23 protein-coding genes and 1 pseudogene are annotated in these 26,440 nt (G+C 73.5%); 15 read left to right on the top strand and 9 right to left on the bottom strand.

What is annotated here, in order from left to right:
• Positions 1-34: 34 nt before the first annotated feature.
• From RVR_RS14425 to RVR_RS14415, 3 genes are all read right to left on the bottom strand, one after another.
• A complete protein-coding gene (locus tag RVR_RS14425; RefSeq protein WP_202234242.1) occupies positions 35-2,311 on the bottom strand; it encodes a polysaccharide pyruvyl transferase family protein in 2,277 nt (758 codons plus the stop codon).
• Positions 2,308-3,513 carry a glycosyltransferase family 29 protein gene (locus RVR_RS14420; protein WP_202234241.1) on the bottom strand — a complete coding sequence of 402 codons (1,206 nt, stop codon included), beginning with the start codon at positions 3,511-3,513 and terminating at the stop codon, positions 2,308-2,310. The genes RVR_RS14425 and RVR_RS14420 overlap by 4 nt, the downstream gene beginning before the upstream one ends.
• An 880-nt stretch (positions 3,514-4,393) precedes the next feature.
• Positions 4,394-5,812, bottom strand: coding sequence for an ABC transporter ATP-binding protein (locus tag RVR_RS14415; protein ID WP_202234240.1), 1,419 nt, complete (start codon positions 5,810-5,812; stop codon positions 4,394-4,396).
• 216 nt (positions 5,813-6,028) lie between these two features.
• Between RVR_RS14415 and RVR_RS14410 the strand changes: the two genes are divergently transcribed.
• The 4 genes and pseudogenes from RVR_RS14410 (at position 6,029) to RVR_RS14395 (ending at position 11,005) form a co-directional block, all read left to right on the top strand.
• A complete protein-coding gene (locus tag RVR_RS14410; RefSeq protein WP_430393134.1) occupies positions 6,029-6,787 on the top strand; it encodes a DedA family protein in 759 nt (252 codons plus the stop codon).
• Positions 6,741-8,306: pseudogene (locus tag RVR_RS14405) on the top strand (threonine/serine exporter family protein); the annotation flags it as partial. The gene RVR_RS14410 and the pseudogene RVR_RS14405, both read left to right, overlap by 47 nt.
• A 707-nt stretch (positions 8,307-9,013) precedes the next feature.
• Positions 9,014-9,664, top strand: a complete 651-nt coding sequence (locus tag RVR_RS14400) for a TetR/AcrR family transcriptional regulator (RefSeq protein ID WP_202234239.1) — start codon at positions 9,014-9,016, stop codon at positions 9,662-9,664.
• Between the two features lie 105 nt (positions 9,665-9,769).
• Positions 9,770-11,005: an MFS transporter gene (locus RVR_RS14395; protein WP_202234238.1), complete on the top strand. Its 1,236-nt coding sequence runs from the start codon at positions 9,770-9,772 to the stop codon at positions 11,003-11,005.
• Between the two features lie 66 nt (positions 11,006-11,071).
• On the opposite strand, the gene RVR_RS14390 is transcribed toward RVR_RS14395, so the two are convergent.
• Complete coding sequence (locus RVR_RS14390) at positions 11,072-11,509, bottom strand: nuclear transport factor 2 family protein (RefSeq protein ID WP_237404735.1); 438 nt, start codon at positions 11,507-11,509, stop codon at positions 11,072-11,074.
• Between the two features lie 329 nt (positions 11,510-11,838).
• Here RVR_RS14390 and RVR_RS14385 point away from each other — a divergent pair, with 329 nt between their 5' ends.
• Entirely contained in the window at positions 11,839-12,495 is a 657-nt protein-coding gene (locus RVR_RS14385) for a hypothetical protein (RefSeq protein WP_202234236.1), read from the top strand.
• 131 nt (positions 12,496-12,626) lie between these two features.
• Here the strand turns inward: RVR_RS14385 and RVR_RS14380 are convergent, their stop codons facing one another.
• The 3 genes from RVR_RS14380 to RVR_RS14370 are packed head-to-tail and all read right to left on the bottom strand — an operon-like array spanning position 12,627 to position 15,102.
• Entirely contained in the window at positions 12,627-13,124 is a 498-nt protein-coding gene (locus tag RVR_RS14380) for a hypothetical protein (RefSeq protein WP_202234235.1), read from the bottom strand.
• Between the two features lie 8 nt (positions 13,125-13,132).
• Positions 13,133-14,728 carry an alpha/beta hydrolase gene (locus RVR_RS14375; RefSeq protein WP_202234234.1) on the bottom strand — a complete coding sequence of 532 codons (1,596 nt, stop codon included), beginning with the start codon at positions 14,726-14,728 and terminating at the stop codon, positions 13,133-13,135.
• Between the two features lie 53 nt (positions 14,729-14,781).
• Positions 14,782-15,102 carry a hypothetical protein gene (locus RVR_RS14370; protein ID WP_202234233.1) on the bottom strand — a complete coding sequence of 107 codons (321 nt, stop codon included), beginning with the start codon at positions 15,100-15,102 and terminating at the stop codon, positions 14,782-14,784.
• A 372-nt stretch (positions 15,103-15,474) separates the two neighbouring features.
• Here RVR_RS14370 and RVR_RS14365 point away from each other — a divergent pair, with 372 nt between their 5' ends.
• The 7 genes from RVR_RS14365 (at position 15,475) to RVR_RS14335 (ending at position 20,925) form a co-directional block, all read left to right on the top strand.
• Positions 15,475-16,332 carry a helix-turn-helix domain-containing protein gene (locus tag RVR_RS14365; RefSeq protein WP_202234232.1) on the top strand — a complete coding sequence of 286 codons (858 nt, stop codon included), beginning with the start codon at positions 15,475-15,477 and terminating at the stop codon, positions 16,330-16,332.
• Complete coding sequence (locus RVR_RS14360) at positions 16,308-16,526, top strand: DUF397 domain-containing protein (protein ID WP_202234231.1); 219 nt, start codon at positions 16,308-16,310, stop codon at positions 16,524-16,526. The genes RVR_RS14365 and RVR_RS14360 overlap by 25 nt, the downstream gene beginning before the upstream one ends.
• Before the next feature lie 126 nt (positions 16,527-16,652).
• Entirely contained in the window at positions 16,653-17,327 is a 675-nt protein-coding gene (locus tag RVR_RS14355; RefSeq protein WP_202234230.1) for a maltokinase N-terminal cap-like domain-containing protein, read from the top strand.
• A 31-nt stretch (positions 17,328-17,358) separates the two neighbouring features.
• On the top strand, positions 17,359-18,261 hold the full coding sequence (locus RVR_RS14350) for an RNA polymerase sigma-70 factor (RefSeq protein WP_202234229.1): 903 nt from the start codon (positions 17,359-17,361) through the stop codon (positions 18,259-18,261).
• A 123-nt stretch (positions 18,262-18,384) separates the two neighbouring features.
• Positions 18,385-19,134, top strand: coding sequence for an SDR family oxidoreductase (locus RVR_RS14345; protein ID WP_202234228.1), 750 nt, complete (start codon positions 18,385-18,387; stop codon positions 19,132-19,134).
• 145 nt (positions 19,135-19,279) lie between these two features.
• Entirely contained in the window at positions 19,280-19,687 is a 408-nt protein-coding gene (locus RVR_RS14340) for a YciI family protein (RefSeq protein ID WP_202234227.1), read from the top strand.
• 92 nt (positions 19,688-19,779) lie between these two features.
• Positions 19,780-20,925, top strand: coding sequence for an RNA polymerase sigma factor (locus RVR_RS14335; protein ID WP_202238628.1), 1,146 nt, complete (start codon positions 19,780-19,782; stop codon positions 20,923-20,925).
• A 60-nt stretch (positions 20,926-20,985) separates the two neighbouring features.
• On the opposite strand, the gene RVR_RS14330 is transcribed toward RVR_RS14335, so the two are convergent.
• Complete coding sequence (locus RVR_RS14330) at positions 20,986-21,537, bottom strand: NfeD family protein (RefSeq protein ID WP_202234226.1); 552 nt, start codon at positions 21,535-21,537, stop codon at positions 20,986-20,988.
• A gap of 357 nt (positions 21,538-21,894) precedes the next feature.
• Here RVR_RS14330 and RVR_RS14325 point away from each other — a divergent pair, with 357 nt between their 5' ends.
• Positions 21,895-22,530 (top strand): TetR/AcrR family transcriptional regulator, encoded by a 636-nt coding sequence (locus tag RVR_RS14325; RefSeq protein ID WP_202234225.1) that lies wholly within the window; start codon positions 21,895-21,897, stop codon positions 22,528-22,530.
• 104 nt (positions 22,531-22,634) lie between these two features.
• Positions 22,635-24,209, top strand: a complete 1,575-nt coding sequence (locus RVR_RS14320; RefSeq protein WP_202234224.1) for an MFS transporter — start codon at positions 22,635-22,637, stop codon at positions 24,207-24,209.
• Between the two features lie 202 nt (positions 24,210-24,411).
• On the opposite strand, the gene RVR_RS14315 is transcribed toward RVR_RS14320, so the two are convergent.
• The gene (locus tag RVR_RS14315; RefSeq protein ID WP_202234223.1) at positions 24,412-24,903 is read right to left on the bottom strand and encodes an inorganic diphosphatase; all 492 of its coding nucleotides are present in this window, start codon (positions 24,901-24,903) and stop codon (positions 24,412-24,414) included.
• Positions 24,904-25,017: 114 nt separating this feature from the next.
• Between RVR_RS14315 and dacB the strand changes: the two genes are divergently transcribed.
• A complete protein-coding gene (gene dacB / locus RVR_RS14310; RefSeq protein ID WP_237404734.1) occupies positions 25,018-26,430 on the top strand; it encodes a D-alanyl-D-alanine carboxypeptidase/D-alanyl-D-alanine endopeptidase in 1,413 nt (470 codons plus the stop codon).
• Positions 26,431-26,440: the final 10 nt, after the last annotated feature.

Below are 26,440 nucleotides of genomic sequence, written 5' to 3'. Positions count from 1 at the left end.
GTGGTCCCGGTTCGCGGGGCTCGGTCAGCGGGGCTCAGAAGCCGAGGGTGCGCAGGACCTCCGCGTTCTCCCGGGTGACCCGCCACAGCATGTCCTGGCGCTCGCGCACGTCGGCGACGGCCGCTTCGTGGTCGTCGAGCAGGGCCGTCGCGCGCTCGGTGAGGCGCGCGGACAGGTCGCGGTCGTGGACGGACACACCCCAGGCGGGACGGTCGATGTCGGCGAGGAAGTACGCCATCTTCGGGTGCGAGATGAGGCTGATGATCGGGGTGCCGCAGCCGAACGGGACCATACCGGCGTGGCCGCGCATGCCGATGACCAGCTTGGTGCGGGCGTAGGCGGCCCGGATGCCGTCGGTGTCGAAGTCGTACATCGGGACGACCGGCAGCGCCACGCCGTGCTCGCGCCGCAGGTCGTGGGCGATCCGCTCGTCCTCCACCGTGTGGGCCGCGCACCGCACCTCCGCACGGGCGCCCAGCGCCCGCACCGAGAAGGCGAGTTCGGCGAGGAAGTGGCCGTAGTCGTGGCCGAAGCGCAGGCCCGCGCGGTCGTAGGCGGCGTTGAGCAGGATGGTGTCGTCGCGCCGTACGGGGTCGGACCAGCCGGGCACCAGGTGGCGGGTGACGGTGGTGGGACAGGGCTGGAAGCGCACCTTGCCGTGCAGCTCCGGCGGCAGCAGCCGGCGCACCTGCGCGATGGACCCGTGGTTGCGCAGGCCGAAGAAGGCCGCCTTCTCGGCGAGTGCCCGCAACGCGGTGCGGAAGCGCTCGTGCCGGTACGACTGGCCGTCGAAGAGGTTGAAGCCGACCGCGTAGACCGCGACGGGCACCTCGACACGGGCCAGCACGTCGTCGGGGACGTTCCACTGCCAGGCGCTGTTGCCGTTGGGCATGGTGTCGGGCAGGAAGAGCCCGCCGCCGCCGATCACCAGCCCGCGGCGGGAGTTGACCCGCTCCAACGCGGCCTCGTCGAACAGCCGGTGGGCGTGCACGGAGTGCCAGCGGCGGGGACCCGGGTCGCGGTCGAAGGCGAGCCGTACGGCCTCGGGCAGCACCTTGTCGCCAGCGTTGCCCTGCCGCGGCATGTAGAACGCGACGTGCGCCAACTGCTCGCGCGCTGCGGCCGGTTCGACGGCGGGAGCGCCGGCCGGGTCGGCGGGTCCGTCGGGCACGGCGGCGCGCAGCAGCATCTGCCGGCACGGCCGGTGCGTCGGGTCCGCGTCCAGCCCGGCCAGGGCCGACTGCCGCGCGCCGTCGTCGTCCCCGCGCACCCAGGCGATCTGCGCCAGCCTGGCGAACGCGGGCGGCGCCCAGTTGGGGGAGGCGGTGGCCAACCGCAGGTGCGCCCGCGCCTCTTCGTCGCGCGAGACGCTCATCAGCGCCTGGCCGTAGACCTCGTGCGGCCACGCGTCGTCCACCGGTATGCGCACCGAGCCGAGCAGGTCGACCGCGTCCTGGTACTCGCCCGCGGCGATGTGCGCGGCCGCGACCCGGCGCGCGCAGCCCACGTCGCCGGTCCTCGCCACGTGCGGGGTGCCGAGGTGCACCAGCAGGTCGTGGTGCGCGGGGCCGGACAGCGCCATGAACCGCGCCTGGAAGTCGGCGGGCGCGCATCCGTCGGGCTCCCCGGGGGCGGCGCTCGGGGCGGAGTGCGCCGAGGCGAACACCCCGTCGGTGTCGAGCGGTTCGTACGGCGCGTCCAGCGCCGCCGCCAGCACGCCCGCCGCGGCCCGCTCCTGCGGGTAGGCGCCGTCCCGGGCCACCGCGTCCAGCCGCGCGCAGAACGCGTCGGTCAGGTGCTCGCGCTGCACCACCAGCACCCGCGTGCCGGGCGCGTCCCCGCCGGGCCGGTACGGTGCCGCCGCCAGGCCCCGGCGCAGCGTCAGCAGCCGGCCGAGCGGGCCGCAGGCCACCTGCGCGGTGTCCAGCACGATCACCGTGTCGTGGTCGCGCAGCCGGAACGCCTCCAGCACGCCGTACGCGCCCGGCTCGGCGGCGCCGCCGGCGGCCTGCGCGTACGACGCGCGGCGCTCGGCCGACTCCGGCTCCACACGGCGCAGTTCGGCGCGCGGGTGGTAGGCGGCGACACGCTCGGCGGTGCCTTCCGGCAGCCCGTCGTGGAGCACGAGGAAGTCCTCGCACACGGCCTGGTTGGTCAGGGCGAGGCTGCGCAGCAACGCCAGCAGGCCGGGCAGCCGGCCGGCGTCGGCCCACGCGGCGAAGGCGATCCGCCGCTTGCCGGTGAGGGCGGCGGCGGACTGCGGGGCGGGTGCGGCCCAGGCCGCGTCGGAGCGGGAGGACAGGGTGCTCATCGCAGGGAGACCACCGGTCCCGCGATGTTCCGGGCACGTTCCATGACCCATGCCTCCTGGCGGGTGTTCGCCTCGTCGGAGGCGGTGGGTATCAGGGCCGCGCCCGGCAGGCGGTAGGGCGGCGTCCGGTGGAAGTCGAAGCCGACCAGGTCGAGGCGCGGGCTGACGTCGAGGAAGTCGAGCAGCCACATCGCCTCGAAGGAGCAGGTCGGCGGGTGCGGCCAACGGCCCTCGTCCAGGCGGCCGATGTCCCGTACGGGGGCGCGCAGCGACTCGTCGCCGGCGTACCGCTGCGCGCCGGGCACCAGGCGGGCGCGGACGTCGGTGCGCCACGCGGCGGCGCTGTCGCCGAGGACCAGGCGGGTGGTGACCGGGCGGTCCCAGTTGAAGACCTTCCGGTGCCCGGTGACATGGATGTCGGTGCGGGTGCCGGTCGCGGCCGGATCGATCACGTACGAGGTGAAGCGGACCACCACGTCGTAGGAGTCGATCAGCGCGCCGAGCGAACCGTCCTTCACCGTGCCGGAGTTGGCGACCAGGCAGATCGAGCGGCCGGCGATCCGGTTGCGGAGCCCGCCGAGGTCGAGCCAGCCGGTGCCGCCGTAGGTGGGGTCCGCGATCGGGGCGCGCAGACGGTGGCGGTGCTGGTCGGCGTAGAGGGCGATCACCTCCGCCAGCGCGGGGGAGCCGGCCGCCGCGGTGGCGAGGTGCTCCTCGATGTGCCGCACCGCGGCCGCCTCCAGGGCCGGTACGGTGCCGGGGCCGCGGGGCGGGACGCCGGCGCCCGGGAGCAGCGCGGCGAGCGCGCGTTCCTCCGGGAGGGCCGTGCGCAGCGCGGTCGCGCGGGTGCGGGCGTGGGTGTCGTGGGCCGCGAGGGCCACGCAGCGGTCGTACGCCGCCAGCGCGCCCTCGGTGTCGCCCGCGGCCTCCAGCGCGCGGGCCCGCAGGCGCCAGGCCGGGCGGGAGTCCGGACGCAGCGGCAGCACGGTCTCCGTCACGGTCCGCGCGAGGCGGCGGCCCGCGTCGCCGGCCGGGACCGCGGACCCGCCGGCCTCCAGGAGGGCGTCGAGCAGGTCGTCCGTCACGGCCGGGCCCGCCGGGGTGTCCTGGCCGAGTTCGTCCGGCGAGGGGAGGTGGATCAGGCGCCGGGTCAGTTCGGGGTGGCGGTTCTCGTCGCGGGACGCGGTGAGGGTGCCGCACATCCGGGCGCACTCCCTGAGGCAGTCCGCGACGGTGACGGGTTCCCACGGAAGGGTTTTAGGCGGGGTGGGGTTCTGCTGCGGGCGGGCCGGTTCCGGGGCGCCCCTGTGGCGTGGGGTGAACCAATGGCCGCGGGTCGTTGTCACCGGGTGGACGTTAGGGCGCCGCGGTGAACCCCCGATGAATCCCTTCTTACGTCCACCCGCCCCCCGGGTGCCCCCTCCCCCGACCCGGGACCCCCTGCGGCCTGGGGTGCCCCCATCCCCCCGCCGTGGGGGTGCCGCCGTGTTGCCGGGTGCGGGCCGGTGGCCGGTTGGTCGCGCAGTTCCCCGCGCCCCTGGGTGGGTGCCCCTTGCGGTGGGTGCCTTCCTGCGGGTGCGTGGTGGCTGGTCGCGCAGTTCCCCGCGCCCCTTCGGTTCCCCGCCGTGGCGGTCCCGTCGCGCTCCCGGGTGCGGGCCGGTGGCCGGTTGGTCGCGCAGTTCCCCGCGCCCCTTTTTTGGGTTGCTCGCCGTTGTCGGCTGTACGGTCCCTTCGCCCGGGTACGGGCCGGGGTGCGCTGCGGAGCAGCCGCACCCACCTCAGGGGCGCGGGGAACTGCGCGCTCAGCCACAGTGCACGGGCGGGTGAACGCGGACCGCAAGGGGCATCCCCCCAGGGGCGCGGGGAACTGCGCGCTCAGCCACCACGCACCCGCGGGTGAACGCGGACCGCAAGGGGCATCCCCCAGGGGCGCGGGGAACTGCGCGCTCAGCCACGACGTACCTGCGGGTGGACGCGGACCGCATGGGGCACCCGGGGGCGGGGTCCGGGGCACCCCGGGGGCGGGGGCCGGGGCGCCGCCGGGGGGAGGGGTGCCCTGGGGGCGGCTGGACCCCCGGAGGGCTACTCCAGGAGGGGCTGCCGGGTGGGAGCGGGACACACCCGGTTGCCGTCGCGATCGAAGACGTAAAGGTGCGCGAGGTCGACGAGAAGCGGCACCCGGTCCCCGCGCCGTACCTGGATGTCCGGCCCGGTGCGCACCACGAGATCCCCCGTGCGGGTCTCGGGCGACGCCTGAGGCCGGTCGATGACCGCCGCCCCGGGCGCGTGCCCGGGCCTCGGCGGCACCCCACCCGCACCCCCACCCGCACCCCCACCCGCACCCGCCGCGTCCCGCGCCGGAATCGACGCCTGGAGCCGCCGCGCGGCCTTCTGCGCCAACTTCCCGATCCCGCCCCCCGAACCACTCGCGGCCCGCCTGCTCCCGGCCCGCGTCACGGCGGGCGCCGGCCGCGGCGCCTCCAGCTCCGGCACGATCGCCGGCCGCGACCCGGTGTCGAGGTGCACCAGCGACTCGTGCCCCTGGTACTCCACGTGCTCGACGACCCCGCTGATCACCACCTCCCCCGCGTGCGCCTGGCTCGGCTGCGCGATCCGCACCGCCTCCGACCGCAGCCCGACGATGATCGGCCGGCCCTGCTGGATGCGGAGCATCTGGTGGTCGTAGCCGAGCGGCTCCGGCAGCCCCAGCCGCTGGCGGCCGAAGTCGATCCACATCCCCCCGCTCAGCGGAGCGATCACGGTCGCCTGGAGCAGGTTGATCCGCGGCGTGCCGACGAACGCGGCCACGAACACGTTCTCCGGCAGGTGGTACGCGTCCCGCGGGCTGCTGAGCTGCTGGAGCACCCCGCTGCGCATGATCGCCACGCGGTCCCCGAGCGACATCGCCTCGGCCTGGTCGTGGGTGACGTACACCGTGGTCACGCCCATCCCGCGGGTGAGGCGTGCGATCTCCGCGCGCAGGTGCGCCCGCAGCTTCGCGTCGAGGTTCGACAGCGGCTCGTCCATCAGGAAGACCGAGGGGTGCCGGGAGATCGCCCGGCCCATCGCGACACGCTGCCGCTCGCCGCCGGAAAGCTGCCCGGGGTAGCGGTCGAGGATCTCCTCGATCCCGAGGATGCGGGCGGTCTCGTCCACCCGGGGCCCGTGCTCCTCGCCGGGCATCTCGAAGCGCAGCGGGAACCCGATGTTCTCCCGGCTGGTCATGCTCGGGTAGAGGGCGAAGTTCTGGAAGACCATCGCCATCTTCCGGTCGCCCGGCGCCAGGTCGTTGGAGTACTCGCCGTCGAGCAGCAGTTCGCCGGTGGTGATGTCCTCCAGGCCGGCGATCATCCGCAGGACCGTGGACTTTCCGCAGCCCGAGGGGCCGAGCAGTACCAGGAACTCACCGGGGGCGATGTCCAGCGAGAACCGGTCCACGGCCGGCGACGGCTGCTTCGGGTAGTACTTGGAAACTTCGTGCAGGGTGATGGCGCGAGTCATAACGGGAGCCGCCAGGTAGTTCGGTCGCGGTGACGGAGCACGTGGGAGGAGGTTCCGGGCACAGGATTTCCACAGGTGAGGGCCGGGTGTGACCTGTGTGACCTGCGTGACTTGCCCGGACTTGCGAAGTTGCGTGGTCGACGCTGCGCAGACCGTAGTGCACTACTCATAGCCAGCGGAACGCTTGTACCAACACAGGATTGATACTTTTGAGTCGTGATGAACCTCGCGCTCGGACCGAGCTGGCTCGACCCGAACCATCTGATCAACACCTACGGCCTGTGGGGCGTGCTGCTGGTCGTGTTCGCCGAGTCCGGACTGCTGATCGGCTTCTTCCTGCCCGGTGACTCGCTGCTGTTCACCACCGGGCTGCTGGTCGCGTCCGGCACCCTGCACCAGCCGCTGGCCGTGGTGGCCGCGCTGATCGCGGTGGCGGCGGTGGCGGGGGAGCAGACCGGCTACTGGTTCGGCCGCAAGGTCGGGCCCTCGCTCTTCTCCCGGCCGGAGTCCCGGCTGTTCAAGATGGAGAACATCGAGAAGGCGCACGCCTTCTTCGAGCGGCACGGGCCGAAGGCGATCGTGATGGCCTGCTTCGTGCCCATCGTGCGGACCTTCACCCCGATCGTGGCCGGCGTCAGCCGGATGAACTACCGGACCTTCGCGACCTTCAACATCATCGGCGGCACCCTGTGGGGCGCCGGCGTCACGCTCCTGGGCTACTGGCTCGGACAGATCGCGTTCGTCCGGGACAACATCGAGGCGATCCTCGTCCTGGTGGTGCTCGTCTCCGTGGTGCCGGTGGGCATCGAGTTCCTGCGCTCGCGCCGCAAGTCCGCGGCGGAGGGCGCGGACGCCGCTCCGGCGGCGGGCGCCGGGCGGGGCGAGGGCGGCGCCCTGGCGACCGCGGACCTGGGCGCCGAGACGGTCGCCGCCACCGCCCCGCGCGGCGGTCGGCACCGCGCGACGAAGCGCTGACACCTTGGGCGGGGAGCAGCCATCCGTGCCGTCGTCCGGTCCGCCGGACGACGGCACCGTCGACCTCGGGGCCGCGCTGACCCCCGCCGACGGCGTTCCCGCCGTGGTGCTGCCGCCCGAGGGCGGACCGTGGCAGGACCGGATGCGGGCGATGCTGCGGCTGCCGTCGACCGAGCGGCCCGCGCCGCCCGGCGACCGCTCGTCGGGCGGCTCCGGCGGGGGCGGCGGCTCGGTGCCGCGCGTGCTCGACCTCACCCTGCGCATCGGGGAACTGCTGCTCGCCGGCGGCGAGGGCGCGGAGGACGTCGAGGCGGCGATGTTCGGCGTGGCCTTCGCGTACGGGCTGGCGCGGGTGGAGCCGACGGTCACCTTCACGCTGCTGGGCATCTCCTACCAGCCCTCGCTGACCGAGACCCCGCACACGATGAGCCGTACGGTGCGCCGCCGCGGCACCGACTACACCCGGCTGGCCGCCGTCTTCCACCTCGTGGACGGGATCACCGCCCACGAGGTGACGCTGGAGGAGGCGTACCGCCGGCTCGCCGACATCCGCCGCAACCGGCACCCGTACAGCTCGTGGGTGCTCACCGGGGCGGCCGGGCTGCTGGCGGGGGCGGCGAGCGTGCTGGTCGGCGGCGGGCCGCTGATCTTCGTGCTGGCCGCGCTCGCGGCGATGCTCGGCGACCGGCTGGCGTGGCTGCTGGCAGCGCGGGGGCTGCCGGAGTTCTACCAGTTCGCGGTCGCCGCGATGCCCGCCGCCGCGATGGGCGTGCTCGTCGGGCACTACGGCCACTGGATTCCGGGGGCGACCAACCTCCAGTCCTCGGCGGTGATCACCGGCGGGCTGTTCGCGCTGCTGCCGGGGCGGGCGCTGGTCGCCGCCGTGCAGGACGGGCTGACCGGGTTCTACATCACCGCCTCCGCCCGCCTGCTCGAAGTGGTCTACCTCATCGTGGGCATCGTCATAGGGGTCACGCTCGTCCTCTACGTCGGGGTGCACTCCGGGGCGCGGCTCAACCCGGACCAGGCGCTGCGGGCGTACGACCGGCCGTGGGTGCAGTTGCCCGCGGCCATGGTGCTCACGCTCGCGTTCGCGGTGCTGCTCCAGTGCGAGCGCAGGGTGCTGCTGATCGCGACGCTCAACGGCGGCGTCGCCTGGACCGTCTTCGGGGTGCTGCACCAGCGGGCGGGCGGCAACCAGGTGGTGTGCACGGCCGCTGCCGCGGGGCTGGTCGGGCTCTTCGGGCAGCTCATGGCGCGGTACCGGTTCGTGTCGGTGCTGCCGTACGTGACGGCGGCGATCGGGCCGCTGCTGCCCGGGTCCGCGACGTACTTCGGGCTGCTCGCGCTCACGCAGCAGCATCAGTCCGCCGCGCTCGGGCAGCTCACGAAGGCGGCGGCCCTCGCGCTCGCTCTGGCGATCGGGGTGAACCTCGGGAACGAGATCGCGAGGCTCGCGCTTCGCGTGCCCGGGGCTTCCGCGCCCCGGCGCGCCGCGAAGCGCACCCGCGGGTTCTGACGGCCCCCGTCCCGCCCGGGCGCCCCCGGGCCCCCGCCCCCGGGTGCCCCCGAGGTGGGTGCCCCTTGCGGTCCGCGTCCACCCGCGGGTGCGTGGTGGCTTGTCGCGCAGTTCCCCGCGCCCCTTGGTGGGTGCCTCTTGCGGTCCGCATCCACCTGCCGGTACGTCGTGGTTGTGCGCGCAGTTCCCCGCGCCCCTGGGGTGGGTGCGGCTGCTTCGCAGCGCACCCCGGCCCGTACCCGGGCGAAGGGACCGTACAGCCGACAACGGCGAGCAACCCAAAAAAGGGGCGCGGGGAACTGCGCTCCCCCAGAGCTTCGCCTGGGCGGTACCCCCAGCCACCACGCACCCGCAGGAAGGCACGCACCGCAAGGGGCACCCACCCAGGGGCGCGGGGAACTGCGCGCGCAACCGGCCACCGGCCCGCACCCGGGAGCGGACGGGCACCGTCACGGCGGGGAACCGAAGGGGCGCGGGGAACTGCGCGGGCAACCGGTCACCGGGCCGCACTCGGGAGCGGACGGGCACCGTCACGGCGGGGAACCGAAGGGGCGCGGGGAACTGCGCGGGCAACCGGTCACCGGGCCGCACCCGGGAGCGGACGGGCACCGTCACGGCGGGGGGACGGGGGCGCCCGGGAGTGCTCGGCACCGTGGGGTCATAGTGACGTACGCTCAGAACGTAGCGTTCAGCAAAGAGAGCGGACCGTGGAGACGGACGAAGCGACGGGGCACCCGACACGCGGGCGCCCGCGCAGCGAGAAACGCAAGGCGGCGATCCTCGCGGCAGCCGGCGACCTGATGATGGAAGGCGGGCTGAAGGCCGCCACGATGGAGGCCATCGCCGCCCGCGCGGGCGTCGGCAAGGCCACCGTCTACAAGTGGTGGCCGTCGCGCGGCGCGGTCGCCCTGGAGGGCTTCATGCTCCGCGCAGCGGATTCGTGGACCCTCCCCGAGAACGCCCCCGCCGAGGAGTCCCTGCGGGTCATCGCCGTGGCCGCGGTGCGGCTGTTCACGCGGAGCCCGGCCGGCCCGCTGATGCGCGCGCTGGCCGCGGACGCCCAGTCCGACCCGGAGATCGCGCAGGCGCTCCGCGAGCAGTGGCTCTCCCCGCGCCGCGCGGTGACCGCCGAGGTCCTGCGGGAGGGCATGCGCCGCGGGGAACTGCGGGCCGACCTGGACATCCCCGCGACGATCGACCTGATCTTCGGACCGGTGTACTTCCGGCTGCTGTTCGGCCACGAACCGCTGGACGAGGCGTTCGCCGAGCGGACCGTGCGGCAGGCGATGGCCGGGATCGGGGCGGATGGGAATAGCCCGGTGCGGGCCGTTGCTCAAACTGAACGTAGCGTTCAGTAAGAAGCCGTCCGGTGCCTGGGGTGCCGGACACCCCCGAGCACCGGAGAGCCCCGCATGACGACCAGCGGCCCGTCCCCGTCCGCCCCTGCGTCAGCCGTTCCGCCCGTGGCCCTGACCACCGCGAGCCCGGCCGACGCGGCCGGCGCCCCCGCCCCACCCGACGAGCCCGCCCGCGCACTGCGCTGGGTGATCATCACCCTCGCCTTCGCGTGCGGCGCCAGCGTCGCGAACCTCTACTACGCGCAGCCGCTGCTCGGCCTGCTCAGCCACTCCTTCGGCGTGAGCAAGGGCACCGCGACCATCGTGGTGACCGCCACCCAGATCGGCTACGCCCTCGGCCTCGCCCTGCTCATACCGCTCGGCGACCTCCTGGAGAACCGGCGGCTGGCCTCCCGCACGCTGCTGGTCACCGCGCTCGCGCTCGCGGTGGCCGCGTTCTCCCCGGACTTCTGGGTCTTCCTCGCGGTGTCGGTGCTGATCGGCGTCACCTCCGTGGTGGCGCAGATCCTGGTGCCGCTCGCGGCGCACCTCGCGCCCGCCGAGTCGCGCGGACGGCTGGTCGGGCAGGTGATGAGCGGGCTGCTGCTCGGCATCATGCTGGCCCGTTCCGTCGCCAGCTTCGCCGCCGCCGCGTGGGGCTGGCGCAGCATCTACGCCATCTCGGCCGTCGTCATGCTGCTCACCTCGCTGGCGCTGCTGAAGGTGCTGCCGGTCCGCAAGCCCGAGCACAGCGCCCGCTACGGCGCCCTGCTCGCCTCGGTGGCCGGGCTGGTGCGCAGCGAACCGGTGCTGGTGCGCCGGGCGCTGACGCAGGCGAGCATGTTCGGCGCGTTCACCGCGTACTGGACGGCGGTGGCGTACGAACTCGCCGACCGGCACCACATGTCGCAGAACGGCATCGCCGTCTTCGCGCTGGTGGGTGCCGCGGGCGCGGCCTCCGCACCCGTCGCCGGGCGGCTGGGCGACGCCGGGCGCGGGGTCGTCGGCCGGGCGGTGGCGATCCTGACCGGTCTGGTGGCGATGGTCCTGGCCGGGTTCGGGGTCGGCAACCTCGTGCTGCTCGCGATCGCCGGGGTGCTGCTGGACTTCGCCGTCCAGGGCCACCAGGTGCTCAGCCAGCGCGACATCTACGCGCTGCGGCCCGACGCCCGGGCCCGCGTCAACTCCGTCTACATGACCACCGTCTTCCTCGGCGGCGCCGCCGCGTCCGCCGCGACCGGGGCGGTGCACTCGGCCTGGGGCTGGACCGGGGTGAGTGTCATGGGCGGCGCCCTGACGCTGGTGGCGTTCGCGCTCTGGTCGGTGGAGCGCTTCACGGGCCACGGCGCCCGCCGTCCGTGACGGCCGGCCGCGCCTGGAGCGCCGGCACCTCCGCGAACTCGACCGGCACGATCCGCCGGACAGGCCCTACGCGCGCAGGTGCCGGCTGACGTCGCCCACCAGGTGGATGCGGACCCGGCGCTCCGCGAACCGCCACTGCCCGTCGTGCCGTTCGAAGCGGTCACCGTAGCGGCCCGCGGCCACGGCCTGGAGCGGGAAGTCGGGAAGGGCCTGGTACACCGTCACGTAGGAGCGCGCGTGGGCGGTGCCCGCCTCCTCGTCCACCTCGGCGACGATGTTCGTGGTGACGTGGTGCGTGCGCGGCGTGCCGTCCTCGTACCGGATCACGCTGTCGCGGAGCATCCGCTCCACCCCGCCGTCCCGGCCCTCGACGGGCTCGCCGCTGCCGATGAAGCGGGCGTGCGCGAACAACGCGCCGACCCCGGCGAAGTCCCCGGTGTCGACCAACTCGGCGTACCGGGCGATCAGATGGTGGACGGCGGTCTCACCCGCGGTGCTGTTCACGCGGTCGAACGTACCCGAGAGGCCGGGGGCGGGGGCGGTCCCGGCGGACCCGCGGCGGGGATGTGCTGATTGCGTTCCGCTTCGGTTCCGGTTCTGTCCCCGTGGCGCGGGGGTGCGGGGACGGCCGTGCCGGAAGGGGCGTTCCGGGTGGCGGGAAAGCCGGAGGAAACGGGTGAAGGCGGCCCGGGAAATGGCCGGTGGGGGCGCGGAAGCGCACATGTATAGTGGCGAGCCGTTGTCAGTATTCGAAGTTCAATGAATGCGGCGACTTCGGGGGAGGCAATGGGGGCCGATTTCGGAGTCCGCATTCCGAAACGGGGTTCCGCACCATGCGTGTTCACGTTCGTACCAGTCTTCCCGTCATAGCCGCGGTCCTCGCGGGCGGCGCGCTGCTCACCGCGTGCAACGACGACTCCGGTTCGTCGGACGACGCGAGTGCGTCGTCCACGACGTCCGCGTCCGCGCCGGCCACCACCGCCGCGCCCGCGACGAGTCCCGCCGCGACGACGGACGACAGCGGCGACGACGGCGGGTCGTCGGCCGCCGCGGTGACGGTCGACAAGTCCTTCACCGACGACGTGATGGGCGACAAGGCCACCGTGCTCAAGTACGTGAGCGGGTACCAGCCCTCGGCCGCGTCCAAGAGCAAGTACTCCGCGCTGGAGGACGAGGAGGTGGTCCTCGTGGACGTGAAGGTGACCGCGAGCAGCAAGTACTACGACACCTTCGGGGCGGACTCCTTCTACCTCACCGGCATGTCGAACGGCATCGACCAGGGGAGCACCACGATCCTCGACGACGAGATCAAGGCCGCCGGCTACCCGCCGCTGCCCGACGCCGAGACGGGCAAGACCACGACCGGGTGGGTCGTGTTCACCCCGGACAAGGACACGAAGAAGCTGGTGCTGCGCTACAAGCGCCTCGCCGCGCAGGCGTCCGACGGCACGTCGATCACCGCGAAGAACTTCGACATCCCGTTGAACTGATCCGCACGACCTCCTCACGGTGACGGCCCGCCGGACTTCCCCGGCGGGCCGTCGTCCGTGTGCCCTGCACGTGCTGGCGGTGTGTCAATTGTGTGCGCGGGCAACGGATTTCGGTGTGTGCATAGTGCGGGTCAAGAGGTGGTTTTGGGGTCGTGGCGGGTGAAGACGCAGTCGGAGTCGACGTACAAGAGGAACGAGGTGGTGCGAACGTTGAGGTTGATGATCCACTTGGTCTTCGGAGGCGTAGCTCCGGCGCCACTACTCGGGTTCGGTACGTAGGCGAGGGTGTAGCCGCGGCGGGTGAAGTCGGCTCGTGCCGCGGCCAGCGCGGGCTTCGCCTTGGAGGTCGGCACGGGGATGGTCACCGCGTAGACGTATTCGAAGCGGTGCTGGCCGGGTGTCTCGGTGGCGCACTTGGTCCACTTGTTCTCGTAGGTCGTCGTCGTAGGTGCGCCGATGGTGGAGCGAAGGGCGTCGAGGGTCTGTGTGGTGAAGGTATGCGCCTGCTTCTCGACGGCGTCGGGCTGGACGTCACCCTTGTGCGCCACGCCGCAGGCGGTCGTGAGGGTGAGGAGCAGCGTGACAGCTCCCGTGGCGGCCAAGCTGCCTGTGCGCGTGTGTCGGTTCATCGCTCCTGCTAGAAGAAGTCGGTCACCACGTGGACGGCGTTCTTGCCCGCGTCCACGACCGAACTGCCGGCGTCCTCAAGGTCGTGCACGGTCGCTCCCGGATCGGCGCTGGCCAGGTCGGTGACGGAGCTGATGAGGTCGTTCTGCGTCTGGCCGACGTCGTGGAGCACGTCACCGCTGTCCTCCACCGGCCGCCCCCAGTATCCGCCGATCGCGTGGCCCGCGTTCTGGAGCCCGGAGCCGACCAGTTCGTCGACGCCCGCCCCCGGGTCCACGACGAAGTCGGCGAAGTTGGGCAGCGCGCCGGCCTTCTCCTCGGTGGACATCGCGGAGACCTTGCCCGGGTGCCCGGTCACGATGCGGGTCATGTTGTCCAGGGACGGTCCCGCGTCCCAGTACTCGCTGTGGGCGTGCCCTTCGCCGCTGCCGTCCCCGGAGTCGAAGGTCCTGCCCCCGAACGTGGTGGAGGTCGGGTCGTTGCCGAAAAGGTCGCTGTGGTCGTCCAGGAAGTGCAGGGGATCGAGCGGCAGGGCGATCTCCGGGACGGGATCGAACTTCTTCTTGCTCGCCCACACGTGGTCGGCCCCGATGCCGAGTTGGGACGCCTTCTCCACGGTGACACCGGGGGAGCCGACGAAGACGATGTCGTTCGGCCGCATCCCGAAGTGCGCGGCCGCGTCGCCCACCAGCGTGGTCCCGTAGCTGTGGCCGATCACCGTGAGGTGGCCGCTGCCGGTGTGGTCGGCCTGCAACGCCTTCACGAACGCGGCCAGCTTCGGCGCGCCGTCGTTGGCGGAGGCCGGCGACGCCGGCCCGGGCACGCTCCAGCCCGGCGCGTCGTACCCCAGCCAGTAGATCGACGCCGTCGAGTGGGGCGTCCCGTTCTTCGTGCCGTTGGCGGAGTTGAACAGCGTCAGCGCGCGGTCCATGTCGCCGTCGCTTGCGTGGGCGCCGGTGCCGGGGACGTAGACGGCGGTGTTCTTCGCGGTGTCCGGGTTGCCGAAGGACAGGGCCACGTGGCCTTTGCCCTTGGCGTCGAACCCGAGCAGGAACGGCTGGCTGATGCTGTTCCCGTCGAGGTACGCCGACAGGTCCTTGAGCTGCTGCGGGCAGTCCGTCGCCTTCAGGCACTCCGCCAGCCGCAGGCGGCTGAGCTTGTCCGCGTCGACCGCCGGCAGCCCCTGGAACGCGGTGATGTCGTCGGGGGACGCGTCGGCGTACGCCTTGAGGAAGGCGGGATCGCCCAGGTTCCTGGCCAGGTCGCTCTTGACCAGGTCCAGGCCGGCCTGGTCGTGGTTCTTCGTCGCCTGCTGGAAGAGGTACGCGTCCGCGACCGGGACGGAGATGGGCTCGGGGACCTTGACATGGGGGTCGCCCTGGCCGATCTGCACCGCCAGGGCGTGCCGGCGGCGCAGGTCGGGGAGTTGGTCACGGGTCCAGGTGGCGATGGCCTCCAGCTTGCGCAGGTTGGTCGTGTCGAGGCCGTACGTGCCGAACTGGCTCGTCAGCGACTGGCAGTTGGTGGTGAGCGTGTGGGCGCCGGTGTCCATCTTCTTGATGGCCTGGGCGAGCACGGTGGTGTCTATCGCCGCGATCTTGGTCATGGTCCCCCCCGGGAACGGGCGTTGAGGTCAGGGTGACGGGTGGACGGAGCGCGTCACCAGCCGTGTTCGTGGTCCATCCGCATCTGCCGGGCCTGGCCCTCCGTGACCTGGAGCGGTTCCGCCCTGAGCGCGTTCTGCACGACGTCCCGCAGCCCGTCGGTCAGCGTGTGCACGGAGTTCCTGCGGCCGGTCAGGTCCGCCTGGAACCTCGTCGCCGCGTCCGTGCCGATCCACGCCTTGCCGCCGCCGAAGTCGGAGGCGGGCTTGTCCAGGACGGGCCGCATCGCGGCCAGCGTCGTGTCGATGCTCGACAGCAGTGACTGGAGCCAGGCGCGGCGCGGGTTGTCCACCATCTGTCCGCCCAATTCGACCATCCCCCGGTTGCGTTGCGTCAGATGGCCGTGACAGTAGGCAGCTCCGATCTCCGGAGCAACGGTGACGCTGTGTCGTGTCGGTCACACGGACCGAGATGCCGGGTGGGGCGGATGGTGACCGGAGTGATCGAAGGCGAGCTGTTTGTGAGCGAATCCTGACGTTCCGTGCACAAGGGCCGGTGCATGCCCCTACGATCTGTTTCAGGTGAGCCTTTGTCCGGGCAAAGGGGCTTATTTGCCTATGCCCGCAGGCAATGCGGCGAGCCGTGACGGATCAACAGGAACGAAGGAGGCCAGGTCGGAGCCTCGACTCCCGTGCGCGGGAGGGCTCTTGTCCTGGCTTTCCGGCAACAGGAGAGGAAGGGGCGTGCGATGAGCAACAGCAACGGCGACGCCAGCAGTGACCAGAGGCCCTCCGCGCGGCGGATCTACGCCAAGGAGCTGGCCCGGCAGCGGGAGAAGACGGGCCTGAGCCTGATCCAGCTCGGCGCGGAGACCAAGTACGAGCAGTCCTACCTGCACCGGCTGGAGAAGGGCGAACGCCTCGGCTCGTCCGACGTCCCCAGGGTGCTCGACAAGTTCTACGGCACCGGCGACCTGCTCGCGGACCTGTGGGAACTGGCCAAGCTGGAGAAGAAACAGGGCCGGTACGAGGGCTTCATGGACGTGGAGACGGAAGCCGGTGGAATGCAGGAGTTCGTCGCGGGGGTGATCCCCGGACTGCTCCAGACCGAGCGGTATGCCGAGGCGTTGTTTCGCACGCGGCGAGGGCTCCCCGAGCACGTAGTGGCGGAGCGCGTGCGCCAGCGGATGGAGCGCCAAGCGCGAATCTTCGGGACCGCCAACTTGCTGGACTACCGAGGCCTGATCGACGAGGGGGCGCTTCGACGCGGCATCAAGGACCCGGATGCTTGGGCGGAGCAGCTTGAACGGCTCATTCAGGCAGCAGAGTTGCCTCACGTCACGCTGCACGTCGTGCCGTTCGAGGCAGGTCCGAACGACTTGCTGGGCGGCTCCCTGACGATGCTCTGGTTGCCCAGCGGCCGCAACATTGCCTACTTGGAAGGCAGCATCAATGGCCAGTTGATCGAGGATTCCGAGGAGGTGGAGCACCTGCGGTTGGCCTACGATCGCTTCAGGGACTTCGCGCTCACGCCGGAGCATTCCTTGGCCATGATCCGAACCGCACTGGAGGACCACGCATCATGTTCACTCCTGCCACGGACCTGAGCGCTGCCACGTGGCGCAAGTCGTCGTACAGCAACGCCGATGGGGGCAACTGCGTCGAGGTCGCCGACGGCTTCACGGGTGTGGTCCCGGTCCGCGACTCGAAGGACCCCCAGGGGCCCGCGCTGGCGTTCTCCGCGGAGGCGTGGGCGTCGTTCGTGGGCGCGGTGCGCGCCGACGAGTTCCCGAGGGTCTGAACCGGTCCGACACCTGAGGGCGCAAGCGGTCGATCGCCCGTCCGCTTGCGCCGCCTCACCGGCCGCGTGCCCGTTCGCGCGCCGGTCGCCTTGACCCGTGCGGGCGTTCTCGGATGAGCTGGCCCCATGGCTTTCATCCACAACACCACGCTGGTACCGAGCAAGGTGGAACTCGTCGCGCCGTGGCTGGCGGCCCAGCCCTGGTACGCAGGCACCGGGCGGGCGCCCGTACTCGACAAGTCCGGCGGGTTCCGGCTGGACGACCCCGCGGGCGAGGTGGGCATCGAGTTCATGGTGGTCACCGACACCTCCGGTGAGGGCGAAGGGCGCGCCTACCTGGTCCCGTTGACGTACCGCGGTGCGGCGCTCGACGGCGCCGACCACGCGCTGATCGGCACCACCGAGCACGGCGTGCTCGGCCACCGCTGGGTCTACGACGGGACCCACGACCCCGTACTCCAGGCTCAGTTGCTCGCGCTGGTGCAGGACCGGGCCGAGCCGCAGGCGCAGTCCGTCTCGGACACGGCGGACTTCACGGTGGTCCCGACCCTCAACGGCCCCGCGCTGCCCGTGGACGCCGTCGTCACCACCGTCGCCAACGGGCCCGACGGCACCCGGCTCGCCGTCGAGACGCCCGCGTACGCCGCCCACACCCTGCACCTGCTGCGCGCCTTGGACCCGTCCACCGAGGTGCCGGCCGACCCGGCCCCGCGCGCCCACCTCAGCGCCGGGTGGCACACCCCCGGCACCGGGGAGCGCGTCACCGGGCTGCTCGCCCTGCTGGTCCCGACCGGCGGGTGAGCGGAGCGCGCCCTGTGGCACGCTGGGCGGCGTGACGTCTGGGAGCGCCGAGGAGTTCACGGAGTACCGCCGCAGGATGTTCGGCCTGGCCTACCGGCTGCTCGGGTCCGCCGAGGAGGCGGAGGACGCGGTGCAGGACGCGTACCTGCGGTGGAGCCGCGCCGACCGGGCCGCGATCGAGCAGCCGGGCGCGTGGCTCGCCAAGGTCGTCACCAACCTGTGCGTGAACCGGCTGACGTCGGCCCGGGCCCGGCGCGAACGCTACGTCGGGCCCTGGCTGCCGGAGCCGGTGCTGACCCGGGAGGGCGCGCTCGGGCCGCTGGAGTCCGCCGAGCAGCGCGACGCCGTGTCCACCGCGCTGCTGGTGCTGCTGGAGCGGCTGAACCCCACCGAGCGCGCGGTGTACGTGCTGCGCGAGGCGTTCGGCTACAGCCACCGGGACATCGCCGGGGTGCTCGACCTGACCGAGGCCAACTCCCGCCAGGTGTACGGCAGGGCGGTCAAGCGGGTGGCGGCCCGGGAGACCCGGTTCACGCCCGCGGTGGAGCGGCAGCGCGCGCTCGTCGAGTCCTTCGTCAGCGCGGCGCGCGAGGGCGACCTCGCGCGGCTGGAGAGACTGCTCGCCGAGGACGTCGCCTGGTGGAGCGACGGCGGCGGCAAGGCCAGCGCGGCCCGGCGCCCGATCCTGGGCCGGGTGAGGGTGATGCGCTTCCTGTCCGGCACCGTCGGCAAGCTCGGCGGCGTCCCCGGCGACGTGCTGGCGGTGCGCGTGATCGAGGCGAACGGCTCCCCGGCGGTGGCGGTGTGGCTCGGCGGGCGGCTGTACGCGGTCGTCGGGATGGACGTGCGCGGCGACGCCATCGCCGGCGTGTGGGCGGTGCTGAACCCGGAGAAGCTGGCCTTCGCGGCGCGCCAGCTCGCCGAGGCGGCGTAGGCCCGTCCGGGTGAGCCGGGGGGCGACGCGCGTGGCGTCGTCACATCGGCGGGCGTCCGCCGGTTCCTTCTCCGTGAGGGTGCTCCAGCGGGGAGCGCCCCCACCGAAGGGACGGCGAGGGCGATGGCGGCGAGGACGACGTTGGTGACCGGCGGTACGGGAACGCTCGGGCGGCTCGTCGTGGACCGGCTGCGTGCCGACGGCCACGACGTGCGGGTGCTCAGCCGGCACGCGGCACCGCCGTACGCGGTGGACCTGCGCGAGGGGACCGGCCTCGACGAGGCGCTGGCGGGCGTGGACACGGTCGTGCACTGCGCGTCCAGCCCGCGCGGCGGCGACGAGGAGGCGGCCCGCCACCTGCTCGACGCCTCCCGGCGGGCGGGGGTGCGGCACCTCGTCTACATCTCGATCGTCGGCGTCGACCGGGTGCCGTACAGCTACTACCGCAGCAAGTTCGCCGTGGAGAAGATGATCGAGGAGTCCGGGATCGGGTTCAGCGTGCTGCGGGCGACGCAGTTCCACGAGCTGGTGCTCCAGGTGCTCAGGGCGCTGGCGAAGCTGCCGGTCGTGTTCGTGCCCGCGGGGCTGAGCGACCAGCCCGTGGACGCCTCGGAGGTCGCCGCGCGGCTGGCGGGGATCGCGGGCGGTGAGCCGGCCGGGCGGGTGCCCGACGTCGGCGGGCCCGAGGTGCTGGGGTTCGCCGAACTCGCCCGGGCCTATCTGCGGGCCGGCGGGCGGCGGCGCCCCGTGGTCGGGGTCCCGCTGACCGGCCGGACCTACCGCGCCTTCCGGGACGGCGGCCACCTCGCGCCCGAACACGCCGTCGGCGCGGTCACGTTCGAGCAGTTCCTCTGCCGGAGCGCCGGCGACTGAGGCGGTGCGGCCGCGGCCCGGCCCGTGACCGTACGCCCCCCGCGGGAAAAAGCCCCGTCCGGGGATGTCGAGAACCGCCGGCCGGCTCCGTCCCTGCTAGGAACGCGACCACAAGGGGCCGCACCCAGCACCGAGGAGAACCACTATGGCCAAGTACCTTCTGCTGAAGCACTACCGCGGCGCCCCGGACGCGGTGAACAACGTGCCGATGGACCGGTGGACGCCGCAGGAGATCTCCGACCACATCCGGTACATGAACGACTTCGCGGCCCGGCTGGAGGAGACCGGCGAGTACGTCGACTCCCAGGCGCTCGCACCCGGCGGGGAGTGGGTCCGCTACGACGGCGAGGGGCGGCCGCCGGTCACCGACGGCCCGTTCGCCGAGACCAAGGACGTCATCGCCGGGTGGATGGTGATCGACGTGGACGGCCACGACCGCGCCGTGGAACTGGCCGGGGAACTCTCGGCAGCGCCCGGCGCGGGCGGCCGGCCCATCCACGAGTGGCTGGAGCTGCGCCCGTTCCTCACCGAGGCGCCCACGGTCACGGAGTGACGCGGGTGAACCGGGAAGGCGCGGGGGTGCCGGGCGGGTCGGGGGTGCCGGGCGGGTCGGGGGAGGAGCGGGGCGGCGGTGCGGGCCCGCCCATGGACGAGGCGCTGCTGCGCGGCCTCACCCCCGTCGTGCTCGCGATCCTCGTCCGCCGCGGAGCGGACTTCGCGGCGGCCGAGGACGCCGTGCAGGACGCCCTGGTCGAGGCGGTCCGGACCTGGCCGGCCGAGCCGCCGCGCGATCCGAAGGGCTGGCTGGTCACCGTGGCCTGGCGCCGGTTCCTCGACGCGACCCGGGCGGACGCCGCCCGCCGGCGGCGCGAGGACGCCGTGGACGCGGAGCCGGACGCCGGTCCCGCGTCCGCGGCCGACGACACCCTCCGGCTCTACTTCCTGTGCGCCCACCCCTCGCTGACCCCGTCCTCCGCGGTCGCCCTCACGCTGCGCGCCGTCGGCGGGCTCACCACCCGGCAGATCGCCCGGGCCTACCTGGTGCCCGAGGCGACCATGGCCCAGCGGATCAGCCGCGCCAAGCGCACCGTGTCCGGGGTGCGCCTCGACCGGCCCGGCGACGTGGCGACGGTGCTGCGCGTGCTCTACCTCGTCTTCAACGAGGGCTACTCCGGCGACGTGGACCTCGCCGCCGAGGCGATCCGGCTCACCCGGCAGCTCGCGGCCCGGATCGACCACCCCGAAGCCGCGGGGCTGCTCGCCCTGATGCTGCTGCACCACGCGCGCCGCGCCGCGCGCACCGCCCCCGACGGCGCCCTGGTGCCGCTGGCCGAGCAGGACCGCGGCCGGTGGGACACCCGGATGATCGCCGAGGGCGTACGCGTCCTCCAGGCCGCCCTCGCGCGCGACCGGCTGGGCGAGTACCAGGCCCAGGCCGCCATCGCGTCCCTGCACGCGGACGCGCCCACGGCGGAGGAGACCGACTGGGTGCAGATCGTGGAGTGGTACGACGAGTTGGTGCGGTTGACCGGCAGCCCGGTGGTCCGGCTCAACCGCGCGGTGGCCGTCGGCGAGGCGGACGGTCCGCGCCCCGGCCTCGCGGCGCTCGCCGAGGTGGACGCCTCACTGCCCCGCCACGCCGCGGTGGCGGCCTACCTGCGCGAGCGCGACGGCGACCTCGCGGCGGCGGCCCGGCTGTACGCCGAGGCGGCCCACGAGGCGACCAACCTCGCCGAGCGGGACCACCTCACGCGCCAGGCCGCCCGGCTGAACGCCCGGCGGCCCGGCTGAGGTCGTCGTGGACCGGCGCCGTGACCGGCGCCGTGGACGGGCGCCGGTCGCGGGGGAAGGTCAGCGGCCGACGCGCGGCAGGTTGCCGAGCGCACCGGGCAGCGGCGTGCCGGTCTGCTGGGCCCGCAGCAGCGCGATCACCGCGCCGACGCCGGCGAGGATCAGGCTGAGCCAGAAGCTGAAGGCGTGACCGCCGTCCGGGCCGAAGTCGGAGTGGGCGAAGATCGCGATCACGTAGAGCACGAAGCCGATGCCGAAGCCGAGGAACGTCAGCGCCCGGGCCGGGGCGGGGAGTTGGACCGCGGGGACGAACAGGCTGAGGGCCAGCGCGCCGGCGCCCAGCACGGTGAGGACCATCGCGAACCAGGCTATGAACAGCCCGTGGTCGAAGTGCCAGGCACTCCAGCTCACGCTGCCGAGGTGGACCCCGTAGGCGCCGAAATCCCAGGAGTAGTAGTCGAAGAACGAGAAGACGAGGACGATGAACCCGATTCCGAGAATCGCCCAGTCGAGCCGTTCGACCGAAGAGGGGTCGAAAGAACCCCCGGACGGGCCGCCCGCGTTCTGCGGTGGCTGCGGCGAGCCGGGGGGCGGCGGCGCGTCGTACGTCATGATCTCTTGTCTCCCTGGTCAGGTGCACTGGTGAAGAAACTCCGGGCGGACGACAGTAGCGGTCGGCAGGCCCCTTCGTAACCGAATCCCGGCGGTCTGCGCCGGGTGGGTCCAACTGGTCGTACGGGTGCGGGAGAAACGCCTGTGACGGGTGAACTGCTCTCGGGTCCGGGGGATTTCGATTAGGGCCGGAAATGCGGTCCGCGGCCGTCCGTCGAGGGTCAAACGGTGGCAAACTCGGTGCCGTTCGCCGCATGGCCGGGTCCGCGTCCGCCGGGGAGGGGCACCGGGCGCGCGGCAGGTCGGCTAGGTTCGCTCCCGGGGGCGGGTCGGGCGGCCGAGAGGATCGTGGGGCGGGTGGGGGATGGACCGGCCCGGCGGGGGCGCCGGCCCGGGGCGGCGGACACGCGCGGAGCCGTCCTCGCCGCGGCGCGGCGGCTGTTCCTCGAACACGGCTACGAGGCGGTGACGCTGCGGGCGATCGCCGCGGACGCCGGCGTGGACGCCGCCCTGATCAGCTACTACTTCGGCTCCAAACGCGGCCTGTTCGGCGCGTCCATGGCGCTGGTGGCGAACCCGGCCGAGGTGCTGGTGCGGGTGCTCGACGGCGACCCGGCCACGCTGAGCCTGCGGGCGCTGCGCGCCATGCTGGCCATCTGGGACGCCGAGGAGACCGGCCCGGCGCTGGTGGCCATGGTGCGCAACGTGATGACCGAGGAGTCGTTCGCCGTACTCGTGAAGGAGATGCTGGAGCGGGAGGTCGTCGAGAAGCTGGCCGACCGCGTCGGCGGCCCGCAGGCCCACGCGCGGGCCATGGCGTTCTGCTCGCAGATCGCGGGCATCATCATGACCCGCTACCTGCTGGCCCTCGAACCGATCGCGTCCATGCCGGTCGAGGACGTCGTGCGGCACTGCGGGCCGTCCCTGCGGCTGGCCCTGCACGGCCGGCCCGGAATTCGTCAGGAACGGCGGATGCGGCGGCCCGACCGGTAGGAGCCGCAGGTCGGACGGCACCGGGAATTCATCGGCGTGGCAGGCGGACGCGGCCGCGGGGGACCGTGCGGGGGTCAGCGCACATCCCGCCCCAGGAGGCCCCCATGCGCACCGCGGACTCGCGCGGCGGCACCCCGCCCCTTACCCCGCCCGTCGCCCCGGCGGCGCCCCGGACCGCCGCCACCGCGCCGGCCGAGCCGCCCGGGCCCGCCGTCCGGCACGGCGTGGTCCTGTTCCTCACCTGCCTCGCGCTGGGCGCGGTGGTCTCGGCGATGGCCTCGCTCAACGTCGCGCTGCCGAGCCTGGCCCGCGACACCCACGCGGACCAGACGCAGCTTTCCTGGATCGTGGACGCCTACAGCCTCGCCTTCGCCGCACTGCTGCTGCCCGCCGGGGCGCTCGGCGACCGGTTCGGCCGGCGGCTGGCTCTGGTGGCCGGGCTCACCCTGTTCGCTGCCGGCTCCGCCCTGGCCGCGCTCACCACCGACCCGAGCCGGCTCATCGCCCTGCGCGGCCTGCTGGGCGCCGGCGCCGCGCTGGTGATGCCGGCCACGCTGTCCACCCTCACCACGACCTTCCCGCGCGAGCAGCGGGCGAGGGCGGTGAGCGCGTGGACCGCGGTGGCCGGCGGGAGCGCGGTCGCCGGCCTGCTCGCGTCGGGCCTGCTGCTCCAAGCCTGGTCGTGGCGCTCGGTGTTCCTGCTCAACGTGGTGCTCGCGGTGGTCGCCGCCGCCGGGACCCTGGTGTTCGTGCCGGAGTCGGCGGAGTCGGAGCGGCCCCGACTCGACCTGGTGGGCGCGCTGTTGGCGGTGGCCGGGCTGTTCGCGCTGGTCTGCTCGGCGATCCAGGCGCCCACCCGCGGCTGGGGCGATCCGCTGACCCTGGGCGGGACCGGACTCGGCGTGCTGGTGCTCGCCGGCTTCGTCGGATGGGAACTGCGCCGCGAACACCCGCTGCTGGACCCGAGGTTGTTCCGCAACCGGCGGTTCGCGGCCGGTTCGGCGTCGATCACGCTCCAGTTCTTCGTCTTCTTCGGCTTCATCTTCGTGGCCATGCAGTACCTGCAACTGGTCCGCGGCGACAGTCCGTTGACCGCCGCGGTGAGCGTGCTGCCGATGGCGGCGGCGCTGGTGCCCGCCACCCGGCTGAGCCCGCGGCTGGTGGAGCGCTTCGGCGCGCGGCGGCCGTGGACGGCCGGGCTGGTGCTGGTGGCGGCGGCGATGGCGGTGCTCTCCCGGCTGGACACCGGCAGTCCGTACGGGCTGGTCGTCGCGGGCCTGGTGCCGCTCGGGGCCGGCACCGGCCTGGCGATGACGCCGGCGACCACCGAGATCACCGACGCGCTGCCGCGCGCGCTCCAGAACGTCGGTTCGGCGATGAACGACCTGTCGCGCGAGGTGGGCGGCGCGCTCGGCATCGCGGTGCTCGGCAGTGTGCTCGGCGCCGGCTACCGCGCGCACCTGCACCTGCCGGCCGGACTGCCGCCGGCCGCCGCGCGGGCGGCCCGCTCGTCGCTGGCCGGGGCGAGCGCGGCCGGCGGGCCGGCCGCCGGCCAGGCGCGGCACGCGTTCGTGGCGGGCGTCCACCAGACGCTGCTGGCGGGCGCGGGGGTGGCCCTGCTCGCCGCCCTCGTGGTCACCCTGCTCCTGCGCGAGGCGCCCTCCCGCACCACCCGCTGACCGGGCGGGCCCGTACGTCCACGCGGGCCCGTCCGTCCACGCCCCGTCACGCGCGCCCGTACGCGTACAACTCGCGGGCCCGCGCCCGTACACGTACGACTCGCGGGCCCGTACCCGCCCGGGCGGGCAGGGCCGTACCCGCCCGCACGGCGCGGGCCCGCGGCCGGAGCGGCCGCGGGCCCGTCCGTGCGGGAAGCCGGGGTCAGTGGCCGCCCTGCTCCTTCAGCCGGCGGAAGGACTCCTCGATCTCCGCCTCGGCCTCGGCGCGGGTCACCCAGTCCGCGCCCTCGACCGACTTGCCCGGCTCCAGGTCCTTGTAGACCTCGAAGAAGTGCTGGATCTCCAGGCGGTCGAACTCGGACACGTTGTGGATGTCCCGCAGGTGCTCCACGCGCGGGTCGGACGCCGGCACGCACAGCACCTTGTCGTCGCCGCCGGCCTCGTCGGTCATCCGGAACATGCCGATGGCGCGGCAGGTGATCAGGCACCCCGGGAAGGTCGGCTCGTCCAGGATGACCAGCGCGTCCAGCGGGTCGCCGTCCTGGCCCAGGGTGTTCTCGATGAAACCGTAGTCCGCCGGGTAGCTCGTGGACGTGAAGAGCCTGCGGTCCAGGCGGATACGACCCGTCTCGTGGTCCACCTCGTACTTGTTGCGGGAACCCTTCGGGATCTCGATCGTGACGTCGAACTCCACGGCCCTACTCCTCAATGATCAGCACACAGTGTGGGTGGTTAAGTGTCTCCCACGCATCGGGGTGGTCGCGAAAGGGGCTGGTCGACTGTGCCGCTCGGCAGGACGTGGCAGGTCGTGGCGGTATCCGCCGGGATAGGCGCGGTCGTGGCCGCCGGGACGGCGGTGGCGGCCGGACCGTGGCAGGGCGGCCAGCGCACCGCGGAACGGCACTTCGCCGCCGCCCGGGACGCCGCGGACGGCCGCACCGGCGGGAAGGCCGCGACCGGGCACGGCTCCACCGCCGGGGCCCCGGCCGGCGGCACACCCTCCGCGCTGCCGTCCGCCGTCCCCGCCGCCGCACCGGTGCTGGCACCGGTCGGCGCCTCCGCGGCGCCGGTGCCCGCGGGCACCGCCACCCGCCTCGCCGGGAAGCTCGACCCGCTGCTGTCGGCGTACGGCATGGGCCCGGTGCGCACCGGCGTCGTGATCGACGCCGGCACCGGCACGGTCCTCTACGACCACCAGGACGGGTCCGCGACGACACCCGCGTCCACCACCAAACTCGCCACCGCCACCGCGGCGCTGGGCCTGCTCGGCCCGGACAAGCGGCTCACCACGCGGGTGGTGCGGACCGCCAAGGGCCAGGTGGTGCTGGTCGGCGGCGGCGACCCGACCTTGGAACTGGGGCAGCTCGCGCAGGACACCGCGAAGGCGCTGAAGGCGGCCGGGCACACGACGATCGACCTCGGCTACGACACCTCGCTCTACACCGGGCCCTCGCTGCACCCGATCGGCCACAACGAGAACCTCGCGCCGGTCACCGCGCTCATGGCGGACGAGGGGCGGCTCGACGACAGCAGCAGCGGCCCGGCGGCCCGGGCGTACGACCCGGCGGCCAGCGCGGCGGGGAGCTTCGCGGACCTGCTCGGGAAGCAGGGGATCACCGTGACCGGCGTCGCCCCGGCCTCGGGCGGCAGGAACGGGACCGTGGCCGGCACCACGCTCGCCACCCACGCGTCCGCCCCCCTGTCGGACCTGGTGGAGCAGATGCTCACCAACAGCGACAACGACCTCGCGGAGGCGCTGGCCCGCCAGGTCGCCCTCGCGAGCGGGCGGCCGGCGAGCTTCGCGGGGGGCGCCGCCGGCATCAGGGCGGCGCTCACCCGGTACGGCGTGCCGCTGCCGCAGGCGTCGTTCCACGACGGGAGCGGGCTGGACCACGACGACCGGCTGGCGCCGGTCACCCTCGCGCGGCTGCTCGCGCTGGCGGCGAGCCCCGGCCACGACGAACTGCGGCCGGTCCTGACGGGGTTGCCGGTGGCCGACTTCACCGGGACGCTCGCGGAGCGGTTCGGCGGGGGGTCGCCGGCGGCGGGCCTGGTGCACGCGAAGACCGGGACGCTCACCGGCACCAACACCATCGCGGGGACCGTGGTGACCTCGGGAGGACGGCTCCTGACGTTCTCCTTCATGACCCAGGGCGGAGCCGACCCCACGTCCACCGAGTCCGCGCTCGACGCGCTGGCCACGGCCGTGGCCTCCACCTGACCCGCCCGCT

This window comes from Streptomyces sp. SN-593 (assembly GCF_016756395.1).
GTDB lineage: Bacteria > Actinomycetota > Actinomycetes > Streptomycetales > Streptomycetaceae > Actinacidiphila > Actinacidiphila reveromycinica.
The sequence above is the reverse complement of the archived record's forward strand: the minus strand, read 5'-3'. Positions and strand labels throughout refer to the sequence as shown.